The organism is Kineobactrum sediminis (assembly GCF_002868715.1).
Taxonomy (GTDB): domain Bacteria; phylum Pseudomonadota; class Gammaproteobacteria; order Pseudomonadales; family Halieaceae; genus Kineobactrum; species Kineobactrum sediminis.
Genome location: NZ_PKLZ01000007.1, coordinates 308379 through 332962, shown reverse-complemented (window position 1 = coordinate 332962; position 24584 = coordinate 308379). Strand labels below are relative to the sequence as shown.

Below are 24584 nucleotides of genomic sequence, written 5' to 3'. Positions count from 1 at the left end.
GAGACAAATAGCGTCATGAGTACCGTTGTCGACCTATAAAATACTTACCAGAAGGTTCCCGTCGACAGCTCAGCGGGGATTGTCTCAGGTGGCGTTTAAAGACGCCTCACTATTCCCTATTTCTCCTGCCATTGTCAAACTGAGGAATCCAAGGCTAAGGGGGGCGTTCGCAGTCACGGGCACCAGATTACCGCTTGCTGTTACCCGGCTGTGGGTCTGCCGGAGCGCCAGACTGGCGACGCCAGGCATCATCTTTCTGCAGAACAATACCAACTTCACCAAACGGCTCGCCATTGCGCGCAGCATTCGTACCAGTATCAGAGGCCCGTGTCGCATCTGCACCATCTGCCTCAGATAGGGCGTACAGATACGCGACTAAGGCGGGGCGCGCATCGCGACTAATCGTTTCCAGGCCGAAGGGCGAGAAGGGCACAACATAACTATTGAACTCGCCTACCCAGTCGATAAGCCGATCAGTCGTGGTATTACCAATGAGCACATCGCGACCGCCGCCGCCGACAGCGATATCCGCGTAGGACTCGGCCGCTGACGGATCATCATCAGGGGTATCGTTGAGAACGCCCAGGCTGTCCTGATCATCGTCTGCATTAAGCAGATCGTCGCCCATGCCACCGTAGAGGTGGTCGCTGTTACCACCGCCGACCAGCCAGTCGTTACCGAGATCGCCGAAGAGGCGGTCTTTTCCATCATCAGCCACCTCAAAGTTGAGGAGGAACCCTTCAATTTTTGTTCTCGGAGCATTCTCATCGTAATCGGCAAACTCACCCGTCTCAGGATCATAGGCCAGCACATCGCCATTATTTATCGGTGCATCGTAGAAGGCTTCCAGCGCCTCGGCACCCGACATAGCGTCATCACCGGCACCACCGTGAAGGAAATCATCGCCAAGGCCGCCGTAGATAATGTCGTTTCCACCCAACTCGAACGGCGTCAGATTGACCGACTTGTTGAGCTCACCGGCAACGTAAATGGTGCTCTCGATATGCTTACCACCACTGATGGTCTGCTCAGCATTCACCCCGATAGCGTATAGGGGCTCGGCCGTGCCGTTACGACTGGTATAAATGCGGCCGTCATCTCCCAGGACACCATCGGTACCCCGGCCACCGGAAATCCAGTCGTTACCCACACCACCGATCAGGTCATCGTTGCCACTGTCACCGAACAGGACGTCATCGCCGGACATTCCAAAAATGGCATCATCACCGGCTTCACCTCGAATGGTATCGCCGGCCCCGATGTCGCTGTCTTCGCCATCGCCCGGGGTGTAGTCGAGTTCCGATACCGCACGGACCACGATTCTGCCATCGGTGTTGTATTGGAATCGCAGGTAGTCACTGGAGTTCGCGCCGTTGATTCCAACAAGCCGGTAGATATCACCGTTGTCACCGACGATCACATCCGCATCGCGACTATTCGAACCGTCGCCCGCATCGTTGCGGTCAGTCGCATCACCATTGCCGCCGTAAATCGTATCGGCACCGTCCGGACGCTTGTCTGTGCTATTGAGGTTATACAACGCAGAGCTACCGCCCACGATATCGTCCTGGCCCAGGCCACCATAAATGGTGTCGTCACCGCCGTTACCCTCGATATAGTCATCGCCGCCAACGTCAGCGCCGTCGATATCTGTTACGAGGGCGACAATTCCTTCCCCGGAGAGACTGCCATCACCGTGAATGACGTCATCGCCGAGCTGACCGAAGAGCACGTCATCGTCGGCACCACCGGCAATGACGTCACTGCCAAATTTGCCAGTGTTGTCGCCGTTGGAATGGTCAAACAACTCGATCTTGCGGGCAACAGCACCATCGGGGTTGGCCCCGATGGTATTACCATCTGCGACCTGCGCATTGCCCTGGTCGTCGTAGATTTCACTGCCGGTCAGGACGGTGAACCTTGGATCTGTCGCGGACGCGCTACGCTCAATCAGACCATTGTCACCCAGCACCACATCGTTGCCCGCACCGGCATCAATGCGATCACCGGTGTCACTGCCGCCGGCGACGTTATGGCCACCGTAAATGTCATCGTCACCGCCGCCACCGTAAATGGTGTCGGCACCTTGCTGCCCCAGAATAATGTTGCCACCCGTATCGGTGTCATTATCTGCCAGGGAACCCCCGTACAGCGTGTCGCCTGCAGCAGAAGCGTCCGCCGCAGAAGAAATATCGGAGGTGTAAATGAACTGAGCTGCTGGGTTGCTGACACCAGCACCGTCCTCGATTCCAATCGCGTTCAGATCAATGTTCGCTGCAGACTCAATGGAAACCTTGCCCTGATCACCGAAGATCAGGTCACTGCCTTCATCACCGTAAACCGTATCGCCTTTGGCGCCACCAAAGAGCAGATCATTGCCCGCGTCACCATGAATGGTGTCGCCAGCACCGGATGCCAGATTGGTTGTCTCAACACTAACCACGGCGCCCGTTGTCTCAATGCGACGTGTACCCTCGACCTGCTTGATCTCACCCTGGTCGCCCAACACTACATCGTTGCCAGAGCCTGCATTGATAATATCCGCAGCGCCTATGGCCGTATCGACGACCTCAAACATCGTTGCTGGATCGGCATCACCCGACTCCTGATCCTGGCGGAATTCAGCCAGATCAATATTGAACTGGGAGTCGCCGTAGATGTGATCTTCGCCTGCCTCACCGTTAATGGTGTCTGAGCCACGACCACCGGCAAGGTGATCATCGCCCTGGCTACCCGTGATGGTGTCATCGCCGTCGCCACCGTAAATCACGACACCAGCAAAGCCATCGTCAGGATCTGCCATCCCGGAGGCATCTATCGTGTCGCCAGCGGCATTGTCAAAGCTGGCGGCACTATCATTCGGGCCCTCACCACCATTGCTATAGCGGCTGCCGTCTTCCGAGGTATCGCCATAAATAACGAGTGGGCCATCGCCACGACCAGTGACCGTGATGGTGTCAGCACCACCTCCGCCGTGGATCGCAGTGATCATCGGCGGGTCAATAGCGTCCTCTTCTGAGATATCGCCCTCGGCGGCTGGTACTCCATCAGCAGTGTCTTCAGGGTCCGAGAACACGTCGCCCTTCGAGGAAGCATCGCCCGTATCAGAAATGGTCAGCGTCTCGTTACCCGTACCCAACAGGACTTCCAGGGACTCGAAGCCATTGAAGGTTATGCCGCCACCGAAGTCCTGATCTGGCTCACCCTGACCGACGACAAAGTTTTGCTCACCGCCCATGCCAAATCCGGTCAGCGCAAGCCCGTTATCAGACAATGCGACGTCGCTGCGGTAAGACAGATCGCCGGATTCATCATCAGCATTGTCAGCGTGGTAGACGGTAACGGTATCCTGATCGCGCCCTTTATTTGTCTGCGAGGCAATCTGAATACTGGGATCATTGAGCTCACCCGGCAATAGCAACGGAGCCTGCAGGGCCCGGGAGGCACCTTCAGGGCCTGCTCCGCCCTCAAGGATCAATGCACCTTTGATGGCACTCAGATCCTGGACCGGCGTGGCAAAGTCACTCTCAGCTACCTCAGCACCTTTGGAGACAATAGGCTGATCGTCGGGGATGTCACCCGCGACATAGAAGTTGTCGTTACCCAGCCCGCCGATGACCGTGGTCGCGACAGCGGCGCTGGTGCTGCGGATATAGAAGTTGTCATCACCCTCAAGACCATCGAGCTCGATGCTCTCCAGGTTTTTATAGGTAACCGCAAGACCGGCACCATAGACCCCCTCGTCAGTTATGGCGAAGTTATCGCCAAACGGAGTTCCCAGGACCACCAGCGTATCGAAGCCAGCGCCACCGTCGATGTCAACCGGCGCGTTCTCCGCATATTTAATGGTGTCGTTACCGTCTCCGGCTAAAACACTGGTCTGGGCCTGAACAAAATCCCCACCCAGTCCGTCAATATTCAGTGTGGCAAACGCACGGACGACGAACTCATCATTGCCATCTTCACCCTCGAGGGTTAACTCACCCTTGTTCTGGTAGACATTGAACACATCGTTATCATCACCACCGCGGATAGTGGTGTCGTAGGACACGCCAACGCTGACAAACGCAACCCCGTCCAATGCCTCCGAGGGAGCTAGCTCATACTGTTCATTGGCGGCGTCTTTAATCGCTTTCGCTGTCGCTTCATCAAGAGTAAAACCATCACCCAACTGAATCTCAGTGGGGTCAAACAGGACTTCACCATCAGAAGTCTGCTGGATCACACCAATGACAATCGCCTGAGTGTCGAATCGATCACCGTCATCTAGACCCGCGCGTCCATCTCTCGGCGTCCCAAACACCTGACCTACCTGGAAGGTGTCATTACCCTGACCACCGTCAATCGTTGTTACGGCGCTATTGTCATCCGACACAACCTTGTCATCGCCGCCGAGGGTGTTGATGAACAGCCCGCCTTTGTCATCTTCGATATCGTTGTCGTCATTGATGTCGGTGTTGTAATTGACTCGCTCCGTTGTATCTCCGTTATTGATCAGGGCTACCACATCTTTACGCATCAGGACCGTATCGGCCTGATCTGTGGTGTTGATAGTGAGGGTGTCAGTGCCACTGCTGCCACCATCCAGCACATTGATCAGCGCTTCGCCAATGCCCGCCAGATTAACCGTGACATCGTCGCTGCCCTGCTGTCCACGTATCGTCAGGACTGCATCAATACCGTTTTCAAAGGTGCGTACAAAACTGCCCGTGCCATTACCAATCCCGTCGTTGCCGATATCCTCCACATTGACCAGAACAGCATCGTTGCCATCTTCACCGTAAACAGTGGTTTCGCCGCTGATAGAGTTAATAGCAATCGTGTCATCGCGCTGAGACACACCGTCACCGGCATAGATATCGGTGCTGCCCGTATGGGTGCTGTCGACAAATAGCGTATCGGCACCAGAACCCAGGCGCACTTCGAGCTCCTCCACGCCGTCATAGCTAACGCCACTCGCCATACCGAGGCCGGTAACCATGGCCGCAGTGAGGTCGGCGCGCTTGCCAGCGGTGCTATCGGCATCATTGACAGTCAGCTCGTCGATAGCGGCATCATCACCGCCATTTACATCCACCAGCCCATCGATACCATCGGTCACCCCGGCGCTGCCAACCACGATAGTGTCAGCACCCTCTTCTGTATTGACGACCGTGGTGCTGCCTGCTGCGGTGGTGTTGATGTTTACCGTATCCGAGCCAGATCCGGAATTGATGGTCGTGGTGATACCTTCAAAAGTCCCGCCTACGGCTACAGTATCGTTGCCTCCCTCAGTGTTGAGGGTGACACGATCATCGTTACCCGAGCCTCCTGCACCGGACAAGCCAACTGTCACGCTGTTGGTGACTTCCACCTGTGTGGTATTCACGGTACGGACCACGCTGGATACATCCCCCGTTTTGGGGTCAACGATCTTTAAATCCAGTGTTTCAGTGTCTAGATTAAAGTCAACCTGATCGGCGCCGGACGTCGTGTTGACAATCAGTTCATCCTGAGCGGCGTCATCTCCGAAGTCTGCATTGATGCGCTTGAGATTATTACCGGTCAGATCATTGACCACGATTCGATCTGGGCTATTTGCGCCAATGATATTGAGATTCTCAAAGGCCCTGGGAGTGAGGATTCCCGCTCCCGCAATTGTTAGATCCACATCACTACCGTTGGCGTTCACTACGACGTCAAGCGGTGTTCCGTCAACACCCACTACCTCGAAGAGGTCAGCAGCCCCACCGCCACCGTCGATCACGGTGTCCACACCATCGCCCGATAGCCAGGTTATGACATCATCACCTTCACCACCGCGTAGCTCATCAGCACCGGCCCCACCCTGAATGCGGTCGGCGTTGTCGCCACCGTCGAGAATATCGATGCCACGGCCGCCGATTAACAGGTCGTTACCCAAGCCACCGTTCGCGGTGACTTTCCCTGCACCATCGTTGCGAAGAACATCGTCACCCTTATTGAAGTTGACCGATAATTCGGTGACCATCAGCTTCGTGTTCTTGCCCTCTTTTTCTATGTAGACGGCATCATTACCGTCCCTCATAGCGCCGACACGCACCTCTGTGACACCCTTGAATTCCTGGGTATAACCAAACATGGTCACCGCCAAGTCCTGCGCGCCATCGCTCTGGGCCGTCAACGCACCGATGCTAACGATTTCGTTGATGTTGTCCTCTTCAAGATTTCGGTCGCCGGCAAGATCACCCACGTTAAGCGTCAATACGCCGTTGGCATCAACCTGCCCCAGGTTGGGCGGATTACCATCACCAAACAGGAACAGTGTACCAACGGTTAAGTCATAATTTGCATCGCGGATGTTGGGGTAATAAACACAAATCTCACCGAGGGGGCTATCCCAGCAATCTTTATCAATAAAAGGCTCTGGATAAGTGACGCTGAAGCTGATCTCGCCGCTATCACTGTCGTAACCGACGCGCAACGGATCGGGACTGAGAGTTACATCTACGACACCGATATCAACATCAATACCAACTCCAACGAAACCATTAATGGAAAGTTTGTCGTCACCGTTGTAACGGATATCTAACCCTGCATCCCCATAAATGTTTAGCCAGCTCGGGCCGACACTTAGCCCTGCATCCAGATCGACGGTGAAGCTGCCGTTACTGGAAAGGTCGATGTAGCCGCCGACGAAGCCGCCCGCAAGATCGAGAAAATCAGCCTCGGTGTAAAAGCTCGCGCTAAACCCAAAGCTGCCATCACTAGAGACGAGAATACTTCCCGCTGCATCGGCAGTAATCACATCGCCAAAGGCTCCAAAAGAGCCTTTGAGGAACAGAACGCCGTATGCCGAGGGAGCCTGCTCACTGGTCCAGTCACTAGGAATATCGGCCAGGTTAGTGAAGCCGCCACTGGGTACACCGGATATCTTGCTCGGGTTTCGTACGTCCTTGAGCTTTGTTTGCGCCTCGGTGACAGACGGCGCGCCTGCTGCAATCGTCTGAGTTACGGCGCCCTCAATCGGCGGCGTAAAGGTGACCTCCTTCAGCGTGGTGTTGAACACCATCAGCGCGCTTCCCTCGAGAGTGGCGAACTCAAACTGCGAGCCCTCAAACGGCACTTTCAGTGAGGTCTTCGAACTGATACTCAGACGTCCCGCGATGCCTGCCAGTCCCGGACCGGCGCCATCGGAATCACCGCGAATGGCAAAAAAACCGCTCGCCGTACCCGTCAACAGGCCATCGAGCAGGGAGACAGAGGCGACCTCCGGATCATCGGACTCAGGATCCCCGAAAATGCCAACGCTATACCCGTCCCTCGCTATCTCAATTCCATAGCCGCCATCGACTTTCAACAGCTCCGCGTCACCAATATCCAGCGAAGCATTACCGACCAGCGCCATGGCAAGAATCTGGTTATCGTCAATGGTGAGTGCTAACAACTCTTCGCCGGTCTTCTCGAAGTTCTCGTCGCGTTTCTCAATAACCACGGTTTGGTCAAGGCCAGTGGTATTGAGCAGCAGGGCACCCTCAATACCGGCGTCAAACTCAATCCCGTAGCCATCAAGAAAATCGAGATTGATATCCAGAACCGCCGCACCGTAAATGGTGGGCAGAGCGCCATCAGAAAGTGTCGCAGTGAAGGCGCCATCAGCGCGGCCAATAGTGCCGACAAAGGTTTCACGCAATTCCGCACCGAAGCTGAATTCAATCTCGACAGCGGTATTCGACACATCAGGCGTGAATACGAGCTCGGCGGCGCCTTCCAGCGTGATCGTGGTGATATCGCCAGGCACCAAAAGGTCGTAGCGGCCGTTAGCTTCGATGGCAAAGGCGTCGTCAACCGCACTGAACGCAATTTTTGCATTCAGCTCGAGGAACTTGTTGCTGTTGGGGTTGGTGGAATCTGACGGCAGGTTCGAGCCGCCATTCAGCTCTGCATTTAGCAGAAATGCGGCTTCACCGTATTCAATACTGTCAAGGCTGGCGAAGAGCTTGGCGGGCAGCAGAAGCGTCTTGTTATAGATGTTGAGCTGACCCTGAAGGAGCAAGTTCAGGTCACTGTCGATCATCACATCAAGGTTGCCTTTGAGCTTGTCGGGCGAAATTCCTGTTTCCGCTGCTTCCTGGGCTTTATCCCTGAATTCGATATCCGCTTTTCCGCCAAGCACGAACTGCCCGGAGAACGATGCCCAACTGACATAATTGGCAACCTGGTTGCCCACCGCCCCTACCAGCTGGTCTCGCCACGCCGCCACATCGGAGGGCGGGGCAATGCCGTTGGCAAGGCCTTCATCGGTTAGATCCTCAGGCTCGCGGATCGTGTGGCGAATCAGCTGTGCTCCCACCTCCGCTATCAGCGTACCGGGGTCGGTATCACCAAGAGAGAAGGTAACGCTTTCAGCCGTGGCTTCGGTAACCACCCACAGGCCATTGAGCACGGCGTTGGTCGCTTTCTGGATTCGGAGCTCGTCACCTGCTTCGAAATCCAGAGCTTGATCGGCCTTGCCATCCTTGTTGTGATCATGGTCATGAGGAATCTGAAGGGTAATAGTGCCCTTACCACCATCCCCATTCTCATCGTACGCGGGGATAGCATTGCCACCGACCGTAAAGTCTACATCTGTCTGGCGACCCTCGATGGTGTTATTGAAAGCAACCCCCAGGCCGGTCACCTTGATCTGATAACCCTGGCCCTGAATCGCAATCGGATCTGTACTGCTGCCTATGAAGGCATCGAGCGGCCCCAACTCGGAGAACGCAAACGCAAATTGGGCGTTCTTGGTGATGTCCTTGCCCGCGGCGTCCTTGCCCATGATTTTGGGGCCCAGGGTGATATTGCCAGAGAGCGCAAACAGCTCTATCGGATTTTCAGGATCGTTCTCGTCAGGCACAGACTCATAGATGACAGCTCCAGAGAAACTGCCGACATTTTCCAACTTCCCGGAGGCGCTGAAAGTGAAACCACTGGATGCAACATCATTGAACAGGGCTTTCGTGAGCGCAGAGGCGTCGGCATCTGTCCCCTCCAGCTCATCAAGCTCAAAGGCCACGTTGACCGAGCCAGAAAACTCTAAATTGAACTGATCTTTGAAAGAGGCTGGCACAACTCCTTTAAGGCCAGTGACAGCTGCCGTGAAAGCCAGGTTATTGTCGTTGGCGTCACCCCGAAAATCATTGAAAGAGAGGGTTACGCCAGTAATATCTACATCCAGCAGCGTTGGAATGCCCAACTTGTCGGAGTTCGACGTAAAGGCGTCTACATCGTCAATGGCCAGCTGAGAGAGATTTGACGTACCCAGCACGACGGTCCCCACGACAGCATAGTCATCGGCATCCTTGTCGGAATCCTCAAGCGCTATGCTCAGGAAGTTTGACAGCAGCTCGCCTTTCGTCGCCTCGACGACAACTTTGCCGGCCCAGGCCGTGCCGTCGAACGCCAGCTCACTGAAGGACAACGTCACCCCATCCAGAACCAGGTCGTGGCCATCGTTTACTGTTTCACCAATGACAATCTCACGCCCAAGATCCGTGGTGAAAGACACTGCCCCGTCAACGGGTGCTACGCCATCCAGTGCACCGAGCACTGCGTCTATCACTGAGTTGAGGGTGATATCACCAACGATATTGGCCAGCTGTGCATTGACCGTATTGTCGAACGTCACAGCAATCTGCCGCTCACCTTCCGCAATCGTCTCGGACATTAACGTGTCAGGAGTGCCATCGTGCGCCTCCCCGAGTAACACGTGGCCAATTTCGTGCATGACCACGGAGAGCAGGTCAATGTTGCCGGCAACTCCGGGGGAAGGCGCGTCGAATTCATCATCCGTCATGTAGTTATCGTCGACGTACCAACCAAAGCCTGCAGCGTTAGCATCGACGGTGATAACGCTGCCCGCCACTTGGGCGACAACGCCCTCAGCGAGCTCTCCGGTTGTAGCAACAGTGATGCTGATGCCAGTAAGGTCGGCGGCGTCAAAGCCCGTACCCAGCTGGGTAAATCGGGTTTTGGCGGCGGCCAAAGCCGCATCGGCCACACTCTGATCAATATCTGCCGGTGCCTCCGCATCGGGCGTCCCTTCTGCAGTCAGGGCATGCACCTCGGTTCCGGGGCTTTCGTCAGTATCAGACCAGGATTCTGGCCAGGAGACTGGAATGTCGCTGCGACCACCCGCCTCTGCACCAGACATAAGAGCCGCCTGGGAAGCCTCGTTCATCTCCTGAATAATGGCCGATAGCGTATCGGTTTCATCGCTTCCGTTGTCCTCTACCCAGCGGGCCAGCTCTCCAAGCACCGGGTCTGCAGACAAGAGCAGCCGCGGCTCCAAGGCTTCGAGGCGAAATGCCTGAGCCATCTGGTTCGGCGCTTTCTCAAACGGAGGACTGTCAGAAAAGGCTTGTCGACGAAGTTCCAGCCATCTTTTGGCACTGTTCAGGGGGAGTCGGTTCATTGCAGATCTTCCGTCTAATTTTTATTTGCGTGAACCCAGACAGGAGTGCAATTCTGGTTTCGCGGTATGTCTTCAAAACCCCGTTACGAAAATAGCTGAAGGAAAGGCCGATAGCCGCAACAAACTTCTAACGCTCTCTGTCAAGCAATTATTATGCCAAAGTATACTTAATCAATAAAAATCAATGTGGTCGTCGTGAATCACTAAACGCCACATAGTTGGAGTGTAAAAAAAACCGACAACGCAACCATGGAAACCCAACAGCTATCCATGGATTAGATAACACTATTTCGAAAAACCCAGTGTAATCCCCCCATTTTTAATCGCCCGTTGAGTAGAGGGTTATACTACCTGTGCCAGCTGGGTTGGTGATTCGCCTCCAATAGCCGTGTTTGGCCGTTCATTATTGTATTGCCAAAGCCACCGAGTGGCTAATAGCTGGGCGTGGGCTCTTCATCATTAACGGGGGACACCGGTATTCATTACACTGATTTTGCGACGATCAATTTAATGGAGAATACCGATGTCCCACGCAGGAAGCACTCTAGCAGTCTGTCGGACTTAACCAAACAGTATCGACATGGGATAATGATGCCACTCTATCAGTGATCGGGGCGCAATGATGGCGAATTTCGTAAACGCGGATCGGGATACCGATTATTTGTTTCCACCCTCCATGCAGGATTGGCTGCCCGAAGATCACCTGGCACGCTTTGTGGTGGAGGTGGTTGATCAGCTCGACCTGTCTGAACTGACACGCCAGTATGCAGGGCGGGGTTCGCAGGCTCATCACCCCGCTGTATTACTCAGCTTGCTGATTTACGGTTACGCGACCGGGGTATTTTCCAGTCGCAAGAGTGAACGCGCCACCTATGACTCGATTGCCTTCCGCTACCTGGCGGCCAACACGCATCCGGATCACGACACCATAGCCGCGTTCCGGCGCCGCTTTTTGCCCCAGCTTGAGAGCCTGTTTGTTCAGGTCCTGCTGCTGGCGCGCGAAATGAAGTTGATGAAGCTGGGGCGGATCGCCCTGGACGGCACCAAGGTGAAGGCGAACGCCAGCAAGCACAAGGCGCTATCTTATGGGCATGCCAGGAAGATCGAAGCGCAGCTGAAGGCGGAAGTCAGCGCCCTCACCGCGCAAGCGGAGGCGGCAGATCAGGCGCCGGTTGTTGAAGGAATGGACGTTCCTGCGGAGATCGCCCGGCGCGAAGCCCGGCTGGAAGCGCTGGCTGAGGCCAAACGGAAAATTGAAGCACGAGCACAGGAACGCTTTGAGCGAGAGCAGGCCGAGTATCAGCAAAAGCAGTCCAAACGGCAGGCTCAGAGGGATGCGGGAAAAAAACCCCGGGGCCGGGAGCCTGAACCACCGCTACCCGGCCCTCAGGATAGAGATCAGGTTAATCTGGCCGATGAAGAGTCACGCATCATGCGGTATCCGGCGGCGGCTTTGAGCAGTGCTACAACGCACAAGCTGGGGTAGATACCGAGACGATGCTGGTGGTTAGTGCACACATCACGCAAGCGACCAATGACAAGCAGGAGATCGTGCCGGCCCTGAGCAAACTATGCGCCTTGCCCAAGGCATTAGGCACCGCTACGCACCTGCTGGCTGACACCGGCTACTTCAGCCAGACGAATGTCCAGGCCTGTATCACGAGCAATATCCAGCCGTCACTGGCGGCAGGGCGGGATCAACATCATCGATCTGTGTTTGACCGATTCGCGCCTGACGCGCCGGCTCCTGATACGGAAGATCCGGTGGCGTTAATGAAACACCAGTTAACGACGCAGTCGGGGCGTACGCTTTACGCGCTGAGAAAACAAACGGTGGAACCCGTGTTTGGCATTATCAAGCATGTCATGGGTTTGCGGCAGTTCTCGCTGCGAGGTGCGGACAACGTCAGGGGCGAGTGGACCTTAGCCACCTTGGCATGGAACGTGAAGCGGATGAATGTGTTGAGACCAGCGCTGTGATGGTCTTTTACCGTTTCCCCGCCCTACAGGAAGCGCCTGGAGCCGTTGTGAAGCCTGATTTGTTCATCCTGAGAGCCAACAGACACCGAAATGCGAACCCGGGCAATTACTGCAACTTTAAACGATGTCTGTCAGGCGCAAGTCCGACAGACTGCTAGGCATATCCGACCTGGAGGTCGAGCGGGTCGACCGCGATCGAGGTCTTGAGGTCGACGCCAGGCCGGCCGCTCTGCCCCCGACGGCGGTGTCACCCAGCGTAAGTTCACGCTGACCCACAACATTAGTCCTGCCACCGTGGAGAGGTGGCATCAGAGCCACTGCCATCTGCGGCCGTCTGAGATGAAGAATAGGCCCTGCCCCAAGGTCCTGGGGATTGATGAGCACTTCTTTACCCGCAGCAAGCGTGGCTATGATGCCACCACCCTGGTGCACCTCAAGCGCAACAAGGTGTTTGATGTAGTGCTCGGGCGCTCCGAGTCCAGTCTGAGGCGCTATTTGAAGGCTTGGCAGGACCACGACCTCGAGGGCCGCAAGAACCGCGGCCTGCTTAGCCTGATGCGCCGTCATCAATGGCGCCTGTGGCACGAGCAGAGCGACAACCTCGGCACGTACCTCAGAGCATTCCCGGTGCTAAACGCCCTGTACGAAGCCAAGCAGCGCCTGAATCGGTTGCTGCTCCTGAAAACCTTGACCAGGAAACGGGCAAAAACAGCGCTACCCAAGTTGATCAAACAGCTTCACGCAAGCTCGCTTCACCGGCTGGCGAAACCCCTCAAATCCTGGCTGGAGCCCGTGACCGCCATGTGGCGATTCTCGAAGAGTAATGGTGTGACCGAGGGCTTCCACAACAAGATGGAAATGATGTCGAGGAGAGCGTGCGGGTTCAGAAACTTTGAAAATTACCGCTTGAGGGTCTTAACCCACTGCGGCTGGACGGTGCGGCGTTCCGCGGGCAGTATCAATCGGGTTTAGTGAAAACCGGCTCATCCCCCGTTAATTGGGTAGAACCAGTAGTTTGGGATAGGGAGTGCTGCGGGTATGGGGCTGAAGGGGCTTCTGTTGCTTTACCCCGTGTGTTGTCACTTGTTGAAAAAGTTGGCGGAGCGGACGGGACTCGAACCCGCGACCCCCGGCGTGACAGGCCGGTATTCTAACCAACTGAACTACCGCTCCAGAACTTTTCCCGGTGTCGATATGGTGGGTGGTGACGGGATCGAACCGCCGACCCTCTGCTTGTAAGGCAGATGCTCTCCCAGCTGAGCTAACCACCCCCTGACCGAGAACGCGCATTATAGAGATAAAAGTGGGGCTGTCAAACGTTCACGCGGAAATTACGGCAAAAAAACCAGGTGCTGAAAATAAAGGCTATTTCGTAGTAAAATCGCGCGCTTCCAGCGCTGGCAGTGCTGGCATCCAACGCCATCACACAGGTTTGCAGCACATGGATATTTATAAAGAATTTCATTTTGAGGCAGCGCATCGTCTCCCCAATGTACCGCCGGGACACAAATGTGCACGCCTGCACGGACATTCCTTCCAGGTTCGGCTCACTGTCTCCGGCGAAGCTCGCGAACCCAGCGGTTGGGTAATGGATTTCGGTGACCTGAAGCGCGCCTTCCAGCCGGTCCTGGATCGTCTCGACCATTACTACCTGAACGATATCCCCGGGCTGGAAAATCCCACCAGTGAGAATATTGCGCGCTGGATCTGGCAGCAGCTGGCTTCAGCGCTCCCGCAACTGGCGCAGGTTGAAATTCGCGAAACCTGCACTTCCGGCTGTATCTATCGGGGACAGGATTGAACGGTTACTGCGGTAACATGAGCAAAATTACTTGACGGATGGGGAAACTCTATCCAGATAGCACTTTTCACAGCTTATGCAAATTATTACCGAGCCACGATCCGCGGGCGATGTTTCCCTTGACGCAGCCGGGTTACTTTAGGTAGCAGGCTCAAAAGGTTATGCACATTAGCAGTGCACGGTACCCTCAATGGTTGCTTAGCCTCACTCCCGCACTTTCAACATGAGGTTTTATTTTTAACTAGTTGTTTTTATTGAATATATTATTATTGTTGGTTTTTTAACCAATCTGTAACATATCCCTCACTTACTGGCCTGAAGGCTCGCTTAAACAATTTACTCACCGACTTATCCACAGATATTGTGGAAAAATGATGAGTCGGGAAAACGGGTTACGTTACTGCAAAAAGGGCTTTTCATGTCATTGAGTTTGTGGTTCTCACTGCTGGGTATTTGCCTGCTTGGCGCCATGTCGCCGGGACCAAGCCTTGTCGTGGTGTTGCGCAATACGCTTGCTGGGGGGCACCGGGCAGGACTTGCCTGCGCCGTGGCCCACGGTTTCGCGGTGGCCTGCTATGCCGCGGTGACCGTCGCCGGCCTGGCCATGCTGATCGCACGCTCGCCCCTGCTGTTTATAGGACTTCAGCTGAGCGGCGCAGTCTATCTCGTCTACCTGGGAGTCAACGGCCTGCGCAATCGGCGTACGGCATCCCCGACCGCCCCTGCAACGCCCACCGGCGGTTCCGTTAACACCACCCCCCGGCAAATGGTGTCGGCGGCCATCAGTGGTTTCCTGGTCGCGTTCCTGAACCCCAAGCTGGCCATTTTCATGCTGGCTCTGTTAAGCCAGTTTCTGCCGGATGAACTCGACCGCTTAACACTGGTTCTCGTGGTTCTTGCCGTGGGCCTTACCGATGCCATCTGGTACGCCCTGGTGGCGGCGCTGATTTCAAGGCCGCCACTGATGCGACGCTTTCAGCGCAGTACAGTAGTGGTTAATACCCTGTTTGGCGCACTATTGAGCGCGCTGGGGGTGGGCATGGTGGTAAACCTGATGATTGGTGCAGGCTGAGCCTTCAGTGCAGGGTGGCTTCCGGCTCGCGCACGATAACCGCCTGCAAACGCTGCCCCAGCATGACCACGAAGCCTTCGTGACGCTGCACGCCGTCATAACTGTAGTCAAACCTGTACTGACGCCAGACCCGCCAGCGGCGTTGTTCATCGCGGCTGAGGGATAGCCGGTTAAGTTGTACCGTTTGATCCAGCAGCTGGAAATCATCGCGCTGTCCGGCTTTGGTCACCGCGGTAACGGCAAGTTCACGCACACGAATGGACGTCATGAACCAGACACAGGCGGCGCCCAGGCCCAATACGACAAGTATTTCCCCGAGGGTAAAGTGCATCCCTAGCCTCGCTGCCGTGTCAGAGAGTATTTATGCATCCAGAAAACGTCCTACTACTGTGTTAAAAAGGCGCGGCTGCTGTGCGTGCAGCCAGTGGCCACTATCGGGAATGACCTCAATTTCAGCGCGCGGGAAGCGCTCCCTGATCGCTTCTTCATGCTGTTCCTGGATGTAATCAGACGCTTCACCTTTTACAAACAGGACCCGTCCGTCAAACGGTTCCTGGGCAGGCACCTCCGCCAGTACGTCGCTGTAATGGTCGCGCAATACCGGAAGATTAAAGCGCCAGTGGCAGGTGCCGTCGCTTGCGCGCTGCAGGCTGGTGAGCAGAAACTGGATGGTGCTCTCCTCCTTGAGAAAGGGGGTCATCAGTTCGGCGGCTTCCTGGCGGCTGTGGCATTGCGCCTCGGCCACCGCGGCCAGGGCGGCGAAAACCGCGTCGTGACCTGGCGGGTAGGCCACCGGGGCAATATCGGCTACTACCAGTGCATCTACGCAGTAGGGAGCATCAAGCGCCAGCTGCATGGCGACCTTGCCACCGAGAGAATGCCCGACAAAATGTGCGGTCTCGAGCCCGCGGTGCGTCATCCAGTGCTGCACAGCGGCGGCCAGATCGCCCAGGGCCATGTCTGGCATCCAGGCGGAGCGACCGTGATTGGGCAAATCTAGACTGTGAACCCGGTAGCGGTCCTGCAGCGAGCGCGACAGCGAACCGAGATTGTTGCCGGAACCGAACAAACCATGCATGAGCACCACGTCGGGGCCATCACCCGCCACCGAATCGAATACTTCAGCCACCATTTTACCTGTCTCCCCAACGAGATTTTGCTACCATGCGCGAACTATAAACCAACTGGAGCCACTATGCGTTACTTCACTATCCCGGGCCGACTCGCCACTCTCGCCGTGATTGCGTTTGGACTGATGGCCTGTAGTAGTACGCCAACTTACAACCCCACGGTTTTTGCCTATGAGCTTGACCAGGAAAAGCTCGCACAGCAAGAAGTCAAGACAGTCATTATCCCCCACGTTAATCTGGGTCCTCCCTCCCGCCTGTATCTGGACAAGGAGGCACCACGAGTTGACAGCATGGTTGCGGCCTACCTCAAGGAACAGGGCTACAAGGTATTGCCCCAGCGTGACTTCATCCAGCAATGGAACACTGCCGTGCGCGCTTTTGGCAACCCGCTGGACCCCACTACCGGTCGGGTGAACATGAGCACCTTCAGCCAGATAATGCAGAGTGTGCGCGATGAGCTGCGCAAAACCACACAGCTGGACGCCTTCGTATTTACCGACCTGGTCGAGTTTGAGGTGCCATTCAGCGGCGGCATGAAACATATTGCGCGCTGGGATGGGGTGAGCCGCAAGCCATCTCTGCAAGGTCCGGGAAGCGGTGTGTCGTCAGACTTTGACTGGTCCCAGGGTGCCTCCGTAGCCTCGCTGCAGATCAGTGTTTACGATATGGAGTTGCAGCGTTTATTCGCCAGTCGCGGCGGCCTGGACGCCACCGACGCCATCGATGCGCGCTCCTCAACGGGCCGCTACATCCGTCGCCGCAACATCCTTGAGAATACCAACTTCGTCAAGGAAGGCATTGCCCTTGCCTTTCACCCCTTCATTGCGATGGAAGATTGGCCGGGCAACCCCTGAGGCCCGGGACGAACCTCAAGCGGGATCCATTATGAAGACTCGCCCTTGCCGGGTCAGTCTTCGTAATGCGCCTGTTGTTTTTCTGCCTGGGCCTGAATGCCTGCCAGCAGATCCGCCTGGCTCATCATGCCGGCATTCCAGGTGGCAATATGGTTGAGCCCGTCCTGCACGCTGTGATCACGGCTATAAACCAGCATTTCCTTACTGCCGCGCACTGCCAGCGGTGATTTTCCGGCAATGTCCCGGGCAATGGCGGTGACTTCGCGCAGCAGGGTTTCACGATCTTCATAGACCCTGTTGATAAAGCCCACCTCACGCGCTTCGGTCGCTTCCATGGTGCGGCCCGTATAGGCCAGTTCACGGGTGATGCCATCGGGGATCAGTTTTGGCAAGCGTTGCAGGGTGCCAACGTCGGCGGTCATGCCAATATCAATTTCGCGAATGGCAAACCAGGCGTCAGCGCTGGCGTAACGCATATCGCAACAGCACACCAGGTCCACCCCGCCGCCGATACAGGTATTGTGGATCGCCGCCAGCACCGGCTTGCGGCATTTTTCAATGGCGCTCAGGTTGTCCTGCATGCGCAGTACATTGCGCCGCAGCGTCTCTGCCTGGCGTGCCGGGTCACTGGAGTTGCCGCCGAGGCCACTGAACATGGTCAGGTCCAGTCCCGCGCAGAAGTGTTTGCCATTACCCGCCAGGATGACAACCCTCACTGTGGGTTCGGCATCGAGCCACTCAAAACAGGCCTGAAGTTCGGGCCACATGGCCTCGCTCATCGAATTGGCTTTGTCGGGCCGGTTGAGCGCGACCGTTGCCACCTGCTCATCAACGGAAACAGCCAGCGTTGTAAATTCCGGGATATTCATTCGGGGTACTCCCATACTCTTGTTGTAGTTGATGTATTGGTCGCTACAGCGGTCGCCTACCAGCTGCTGAGAAAGTCGTCGGGATCAAGCGCGGGCAGGTTCTTGGGATTGCTGTCCCGGGTGCCCAGATACAGGAAGGCAACAACCTCCTCGTGAGTCTCGAGCCCCAGGGCGCCGCGTACGGAGGGGTCGGATGCGGCGTCACCGGTACGCCAGATCCCCGCGTAGCCGAGGCTCTCCGCCGCCAGCAGTATGGCGTGTGCGGCACACCCGGCCGACAAGCGCTGTTCCGCAAAAGGGACTTTGGGGTGTTCGCGCAGGGTGGCCACAACGACCATCAACAACGGTGCCCTCAGGGGCGCGGCGCGAGCTCGCTCGCGCACCGAACTGTCAGCCGTCGGGTCGCGACTGAGCAGGCACCGTTCCAGCACCTCGCCAAAATCCTCCCTGCGCTCACCGCGGATGGAAATGAAGCGCCAGGGGCGCAACCAGGCATGATCAGGCGCGCGCAGTGCGGCGCATACCAGCTCTGCTGTCTGGTCGGCATCCGGTGCTGGATCGGTCAGGCGAGGTGCGGAATTGCGGCTCTGGAGAAATTGCAGAATATCCGGCATGGTATTGAGGAGACCCAGTAGCATTTCAATGGCGCATGATAGCAGTCAGTCCCCCGTGCAGGGAAATCCACGTTTCAACCCACGTATACCACACCGTTATTCGGCGCCGCGGCAACTGCAACTGATGGTAATTTTTACGGTAGTACACTTTGCTCCGGTGTGGCCTGATGTTTAAAGTGTAAACTTAAGCCGGAGCCCATAATAAAAGTTGCCCTGGCTTGACTTGTTGATCCCGAGAAAATGCACCACACTTCCCTACCTGACCCTGAAAGCAGCGCGGCGCGGCGCAAAGGATTAGCGACAGGAACGATCAAGCAGATTTTATTTAAAAATAAGGAGTACGAGCATGATAAGCACAAAAAAATCTCAAACCCTGCAGAAACGCCCCCTGGCGGCGGGCATTGCCGCTCTGCTGGGTTCCGTCATGGCCACTACCATGGTTGCCGGAACACAGGCACAGGAAGTACGTCGTGGCACCTCGGCGCTGCTTGAGGAAGTCGTGGTAACGGCCCGTAAGCGCGAAGAGGGTTCGCAGGATGTACCGCTGGCGATCTCGGCGTTGGGTGCCGACCAGATTGATGCGCTCAAGATCCGCGATCTCACCAACATTGCCGTGCGCCTGCCCAACGTGGCCCTGGACGATGTCGGTACCGCTCGGGGCACCGCCAACTTCTCCATACGCGGCCTCGGGGTCAACAGCTCCATCCCCGGTATTGATCCCACCGTAGGGGTCATTGTCGATGGTGTGTATATCGGTCTCAACAGCGGCATCCTGTTTGATACCTTTGATCTGGAAAGCATCGAAGTACTGCGCGGCCCCCAGGGCACACTTTTTGGTCGCAACGTAACCGGGGGTGCGGTGCTGCTCAATAGCAAAAAGCCAGGGGAGGAGCTGGAAGCCAGCATCCGTGCGGCCATTGACCAGGGTCCCGAAGGCGGGGCCAGCCGTTACATCATGGGCAGCGTTGGCGGTCCGGTAACAGACTGGATGGGCGCCAGGCTAACGGCCTATCACAACGACGATGATGGCTTTATCGAAAACCAGTTTGATGGCGAGGACGTCGGCGCAATCAGGCAGACCATGTTCCGCCCCGTCGTGGTACTGACCCCGACCGATGCGCTTGAAGTGACCCTGCGTTACGAATACAGCGAAGTGAGCGGCGATGGCCCTATTGCACAAAGCCATACCAACGGGTCTGGTGTTCCCGGTACTCCCGCCAATTTTGATCGCGAGAGCTTTGGCGCCTCCATTGACGAACCCGGTTCCCAGGATAATGAAACCAACGCCTTTACCGCACAGGCCGACTGGGATGTAGGCTTCGGCGATGGCACGGTTACCAATATTTTTGGCTGGCGCGATTATAGTGCTACCGGCGTCGGTGATATTGATGCCCAGCCACGGTGGGTTTTCCATGCGCCCTCCTGGCTCGAATACGAGCAGGTGAGCAATGAGTTACGCTACAACGGTTTATTTGCAGATCGGTATAACGTCACTACGGGCGTGTTCTTTTTCGACAGTGAAATAAACTATCACGAACGCCGGGATATGGTTGGTTTCTTGACCGGTGGCGTCAAACCCTTTGCAAGATTTGATGGCGGCGGCAACCTCAATACGGAAACCTGGGGTGTTTTTGCAAGTCTCGACTATGACCTGACCGACAGACTGACCTTAACTGTTGGTGCACGTTATTCGGAAGAAGATAAAGACACCGAAATCGCTTCACTCAGCCGCAATATTTCTACAGATTTTCCGGCTGCGGTACCGCTTCCGTCGGTTACACTTGATGAGGCCTGCAATAACGTCCTGAGAAGCGACTGCAACTTTGATTTCGTGGACGAGGACACCTGGTATAGCTTTTCGCCGAAAGTAGGATTTACCTATACGCTGAACGATGATTCCATGGTCTATGGCCATTACAGCGAGGGCACCCGCTCCGGTGGCTATAACATGCGCAACACCTCCTTCAACCCTGCCGACACCCCCGGGCCCTTCGATCAGGAAACCGCTGAAACCATCGAATTTGGTTACAAGTCATCCTTTGGCGGTCGCGGTATCCTGAACGCGGCTATATTCTATAACCAGGTCGATGACATGCAGCGTGAAATCAACCTGCCGGGCCCGATAGGGGTTATTCAGCTGGTTCGCAACACCGCAGAAGCCACGATTTTTGGTGTCGAGGTGGATGCAACCTATCCCCTTACGGATAACCTGGTCCTTCTCGCGTCTGTTGGTGCCCTGGATGCCAGCTATGACAAGGTACTGGTCGACCTCAACGGTGACGGTGTCATTGATGGCGAAGACAAGGATCTGGACCTGCCACGCGCGGCGGACCTCACCTACACAGTCGGCCTGAATCATGACCTGGAACTGGGTAGCTGGGGTTACATGGCATCGCGAATCAGCTATTCCTATCGCGATGATTCAGCGTACACCGACAATAACCTGGGCGTACTCAACGAGCAGAAGCGGATTGATGGCGGCCTGGATTTTTACAGTAACGACGGCCACTGGGTCTTTTCCCTGTACGGTCGCAACCTGCTGGACGAAGTCCTGCACGGCAACGATACCCAGCTGCCCAATGATATCTTCGGCGTCCCCCTTGGAGGCACCTTCGCACCCTTGTCCAAGGGACGTCGCATCGGTCTGGAGGTGACCTACAACCTGTAGGCCACCTGGCAGCACCCTCTAAAGCAGCCTCCGGGCTGCTTTTTTATGCGCTGCTGTTCGGGGCCTGGTTCTTTGGTTTTCTCATTCCCCGACCGACATGTCCTGATAAGGATTGGCGAGGTCCAGGTCAATATGGTAGTTACCCACCTGCATGGCGCGGTCTCCCACGCTGACATCGGCATCACCGAGTACGCCGTAATCAAAGCGGTAGGTGGGCGCCACCTTGCCGGCGATCATGGCATCGTCATAATCGCGCTGGTTCTCGCGCACGCTTTCATTGGCGCGCTGCCACTGCTGCCAGCCCTGGGCGCCGTACCGGCGCTGCAACATCCGGCCGGTCGCACCGGGACTCAACATAGTGGCTGAGGCATTGTTACCGCCGAACCCCTTGGAATTGATAATTGCGTAATGCTGCTCTTGTGTGTCCTGTTGGGTGTGCTTGAGGGTGAAGGCGAGATTATCGCGACAGACATCGTCGGCCAGCGCATCGATGGTGCTGATGCCGGGAATAAGCCCACCGGACCAGATACCCAGGGTGGCGGTCACCTGGTCACCCGAGGCCGAGCCCAGTGAGTGGCCCAGGTAACACTTCAGTGCCGCTACCGGCCACTGGTCGATACCAAACGCCCTGGCTGTAGCCGACAGTATCTGTGATTCGGTGACCCGGTTTTGCGGTGTACCGGTGCCGTGCGCCTGTACCAGCCCACCCTCCCTCATGGCGCGCTCACCGAGCATCGCCCGGGCCGCGGCCACGGCCTTGGCCATGGTAATGTAGTTGCCGACCCCGGGACCGGAAATGGATTTCTTGTAGCCGTCTGCGTTGACGAAGACATCGGTGGCGGCGCCGTAGACCGTGGCACCGAGTTCCATTGCCAGCGCGTCGTCAAACAACACCACCATCTGCGCGGACTCGGCGATGGTAAAGCCGCAGTTTTCCGCAAAGGGCCGGCAGGCACGGCGGTGATCCGGGCTGGCATCCGCGGCCAGGCCATCCAGTTCCCGCAGGTCCTTGTCCGAGGCCAGCGCCCCCATGGCCCCGTATCCTTCCATGACTTCCGGGTTAACCGGGGCCTCGGAGGAACCGATAAAAGCCACCCGGGCACGACCGCTGCGAATATCCTCGATCCCCAGGCGCAGGTTATACAGGAAGGATGCGCAGGCCCCCAATGTGGCGCCGGTGGCACCAAGGCTACCCAGCACGTAGGCGTTAACGAAGTCAGCCGGCATTTCGGCCAGCCCCAGGGGGCAGAATTTGGAGGTCACCCGCTGGCCGTTATAACGGGCCTTGAGCATGCCACCGGCCCCGGCATTATCCAGCTGCCCCATGGCACTGCCTGCATAGACACTGATCTTGTCCGCCGCTACCCGTTGCTGCAGGGTATCCCAGCTGATGCCAAGGCTGCCCAGGGCGTCGGATGCGGCGTATACCATCATCTGCAGGCCGCGCGGGTGATTTCTGGACTGATACAGGGTGCCCGGATCAAAGCCGGCGGGAAGCTGCCCCGCCGCCTTGACTTCAAACTCACGCAGAGTGGGCAGCAGCAGGTCCAGCTGGCCCTGAACCTGCACAGTAACGTGGCTGGCAGACAGTGGTGTTATTATCCAGTTGTTGGGGATAACCCCTGGAATCTGTTGTCGCCTGAGCGTAAAGGTCAGGCGTTGGTCCTCCCCGGTCGCAGTCAGGCGTTGATTCCAGCCTACCGCATCGGGATCGAAATGGTTGTTCTCTACTCGCCTGATCAACGTATGGTCGAGAATGAAACGCTCGTTGTCGGCGGTGTCGGCAACACCCATGAGCTGGGCGAGGGATGCCAGTGTACGAGCTCGCTCGGGAGTGGTCAGTGCATCGTGAACCATGCGCCGGTAAGCGTGGTGGCCGGATACCCGACCGGCACCGTTAACGCCGCCAAAACCAACGATGACGGGTAACCGCTGCTGGGCCATTTGAATCTCCTGGTAACTGAAGAGGTTTTAGTGGGCTGCAGTGTAAGGGTGCACAACGTAAATATCCTAGGCTGTTTCAGCCACATAATATGCTATTCTGGTCACTCACAATCTTCCTCCTTGCCTGAACGCAGGATCAGAGTGCATGTATACCGTTGCAGCCCTTGTTTATCCGGATGCGCTGGCCTCCAGCCTGACCCTGCCCATGGAGATAATGGGTGCTGCCGGGCAGATGGCGCGTGGCGCCGATCGCAGGGCACCACAAGTGGAGTTCCTGCTGGCGGGCGAGGCCATTGGCGCAGTCACGCTCGCCAGCGGCCTGACCCTTCATACCACCGCACAGCGGGATAAGCTGCCAATGCTGGACCTGCTTCTGTTGCCGGCTATCTGGCGCAACCCTTTGCCGACCCTGGCCGTTTGCAGGAGCTGGCTACCGACCCTGGCAGACATCGCTGCGGCGGGAACCCGAATTTGCAGCGTGGGCACTGCCAGTAGCCTCCTCGCCGAGGCAAATCTACTGCAAGGGCGACCGGCCACCACCCACTGGAACGACTTTGAGCGTTTCCGCAAACGCTACCCCGATGTGGACCTGAAAACCCGGCACCTCATTACTCAAAGTAGCAGTATTTATTGTGTTGGCAGCGTTAATTCCATTGCCGACTTCTGCGTTCACATTGTCGAGGACTGGTATGGCAGCCGTATTGCCCGCGCGGTGGAACACCAGTTTTCACCGGAAATTCGCCAGCCGTTTCGCTCCGCTGCCTGGCAGGACCAGCCCCGGACCAGTCATCACGACGAAACCGTACTTCAGGCACAACTCTGGTTGCAGGCGCATTTGCACCGCCCGGTGACAATCAACCAGCTTGCCGCTGAACTCGGCATCAGCCCACGCACCTTGAACCGGCGTTTTCGCCAGGCTACCGGACTGAGTCCGCTAACCTACCTCAATACCCTGCGCAGCAATAACGCACGGGAGCTACTGCGTCGCAGCAACCTGAGTATCAGTGAAATTGCCTGGCAGCTGGGCCTGCAGGATGTCAGCTATTTTTCGCGGCTGTTTCGTCGTTTTAACGGCGTGACACCGGGAGCCTACCGCGCCGCCGTGCGCGGAAAACTGTTTGCCCCCCAGGTCACGGAGGACTCCCTTGCCGATGCCGGTCAATGGACCGCACCGGCTCCGGGATACCGGAAGCTACCTTGAGTCGACTGTCGGTCTGTGGCTTAATGTGGCCCGCTTT

General features: G+C 56.6%; 12 protein-coding genes, 2 tRNA genes and 2 pseudogenes. 7 read left to right on the top strand and 9 right to left on the bottom strand.

Annotated elements, in window-relative coordinates:
• Positions 1 to 187 precede the first annotated feature (187 nt).
• Both CWI75_RS09645 and CWI75_RS19010 read right to left on the bottom strand, forming a co-directional pair.
• Positions 188 to 10414, bottom strand: a complete 10227-nt coding sequence (locus CWI75_RS09645; RefSeq protein ID WP_101521283.1) for an LEPR-XLL domain-containing protein — start codon at positions 10412 to 10414, stop codon at positions 188 to 190.
• A gap of 342 nt (positions 10415 to 10756) precedes the next feature.
• A pseudogene (locus CWI75_RS19010) lies at positions 10757 to 10864 on the bottom strand (integrase core domain-containing protein); the annotation flags it as partial.
• 172 nt (positions 10865 to 11036) lie between these two features.
• On the opposite strand from CWI75_RS19010, the pseudogene CWI75_RS09640 reads away from it, so the two are divergent.
• A pseudogene (locus tag CWI75_RS09640) lies at positions 11037 to 12394 on the top strand (IS1182 family transposase).
• Positions 12395 to 12733: 339 nt separating this feature from the next.
• Positions 12734 to 13366: a transposase gene (locus tag CWI75_RS09635; RefSeq protein WP_101521282.1), complete on the top strand. Its 633-nt coding sequence runs from the start codon at positions 12734 to 12736 to the stop codon at positions 13364 to 13366.
• Positions 13367 to 13490: 124 nt separating this feature from the next.
• Here CWI75_RS09635 and CWI75_RS09630 read toward each other — a convergent pair.
• Together CWI75_RS09630 and CWI75_RS09625 are read right to left on the bottom strand one after the other, a co-directional pair.
• A tRNA-Asp gene (locus CWI75_RS09630) sits at positions 13491 to 13567 on the bottom strand.
• Positions 13568 to 13589: 22 nt separating this feature from the next.
• Positions 13590 to 13665: transfer RNA gene (locus CWI75_RS09625), tRNA-Val, on the bottom strand.
• A gap of 170 nt (positions 13666 to 13835) precedes the next feature.
• Between CWI75_RS09625 and queD the strand changes: the two genes are divergently transcribed.
• Together queD and CWI75_RS09615 are read left to right on the top strand one after the other, a co-directional pair.
• Complete coding sequence (gene queD / locus CWI75_RS09620) at positions 13836 to 14195, top strand: 6-carboxytetrahydropterin synthase QueD (RefSeq protein WP_101521281.1); 360 nt, start codon at positions 13836 to 13838, stop codon at positions 14193 to 14195.
• Positions 14196 to 14613: 418 nt separating this feature from the next.
• Entirely contained in the window at positions 14614 to 15267 is a 654-nt protein-coding gene (locus CWI75_RS09615) for a LysE family translocator (RefSeq protein ID WP_101521280.1), read from the top strand.
• A gap of 4 nt (positions 15268 to 15271) precedes the next feature.
• On the opposite strand, the gene CWI75_RS09610 is transcribed toward CWI75_RS09615, so the two are convergent.
• Positions 15272 to 15598: a DUF3301 domain-containing protein gene (locus CWI75_RS09610; RefSeq protein WP_101521279.1), complete on the bottom strand. Its 327-nt coding sequence runs from the start codon at positions 15596 to 15598 to the stop codon at positions 15272 to 15274.
• Between the two features lie 30 nt (positions 15599 to 15628).
• Entirely contained in the window at positions 15629 to 16399 is a 771-nt protein-coding gene (locus CWI75_RS09605) for an alpha/beta fold hydrolase (RefSeq protein ID WP_101521278.1), read from the bottom strand.
• A 63-nt stretch (positions 16400 to 16462) separates the two neighbouring features.
• On the opposite strand from CWI75_RS09605, the gene CWI75_RS09600 reads away from it, so the two are divergent.
• Entirely contained in the window at positions 16463 to 17251 is a 789-nt protein-coding gene (locus tag CWI75_RS09600) for a hypothetical protein (protein ID WP_101521277.1), read from the top strand.
• A 53-nt stretch (positions 17252 to 17304) separates the two neighbouring features.
• On the opposite strand, the gene CWI75_RS09595 is transcribed toward CWI75_RS09600, so the two are convergent.
• Together CWI75_RS09595 and CWI75_RS09590 are read right to left on the bottom strand one after the other, a co-directional pair.
• Complete coding sequence (locus tag CWI75_RS09595; RefSeq protein ID WP_241521154.1) at positions 17305 to 18120, bottom strand: crotonase/enoyl-CoA hydratase family protein; 816 nt, start codon at positions 18118 to 18120, stop codon at positions 17305 to 17307.
• 56 nt (positions 18121 to 18176) lie between these two features.
• Positions 18177 to 18758, bottom strand: a complete 582-nt coding sequence (locus tag CWI75_RS09590; protein ID WP_241521153.1) for a nitroreductase family protein — start codon at positions 18756 to 18758, stop codon at positions 18177 to 18179.
• A 322-nt stretch (positions 18759 to 19080) separates the two neighbouring features.
• Between CWI75_RS09590 and CWI75_RS09585 the strand changes: the two genes are divergently transcribed.
• Positions 19081 to 21402, top strand: a complete 2322-nt coding sequence (locus CWI75_RS09585; protein ID WP_101521276.1) for a TonB-dependent receptor — start codon at positions 19081 to 19083, stop codon at positions 21400 to 21402.
• An 81-nt stretch (positions 21403 to 21483) separates the two neighbouring features.
• Here the strand turns inward: CWI75_RS09585 and CWI75_RS09580 are convergent, their stop codons facing one another.
• A complete protein-coding gene (locus CWI75_RS09580; RefSeq protein ID WP_101521275.1) occupies positions 21484 to 23346 on the bottom strand; it encodes a beta-ketoacyl synthase in 1863 nt (620 codons plus the stop codon).
• A 145-nt stretch (positions 23347 to 23491) separates the two neighbouring features.
• Between CWI75_RS09580 and CWI75_RS09575 the strand changes: the two genes are divergently transcribed.
• Positions 23492 to 24547, top strand: coding sequence for a GlxA family transcriptional regulator (locus tag CWI75_RS09575; RefSeq protein WP_101521274.1), 1056 nt, complete (start codon positions 23492 to 23494; stop codon positions 24545 to 24547).
• Positions 24548 to 24584 lie beyond the last annotated feature (37 nt).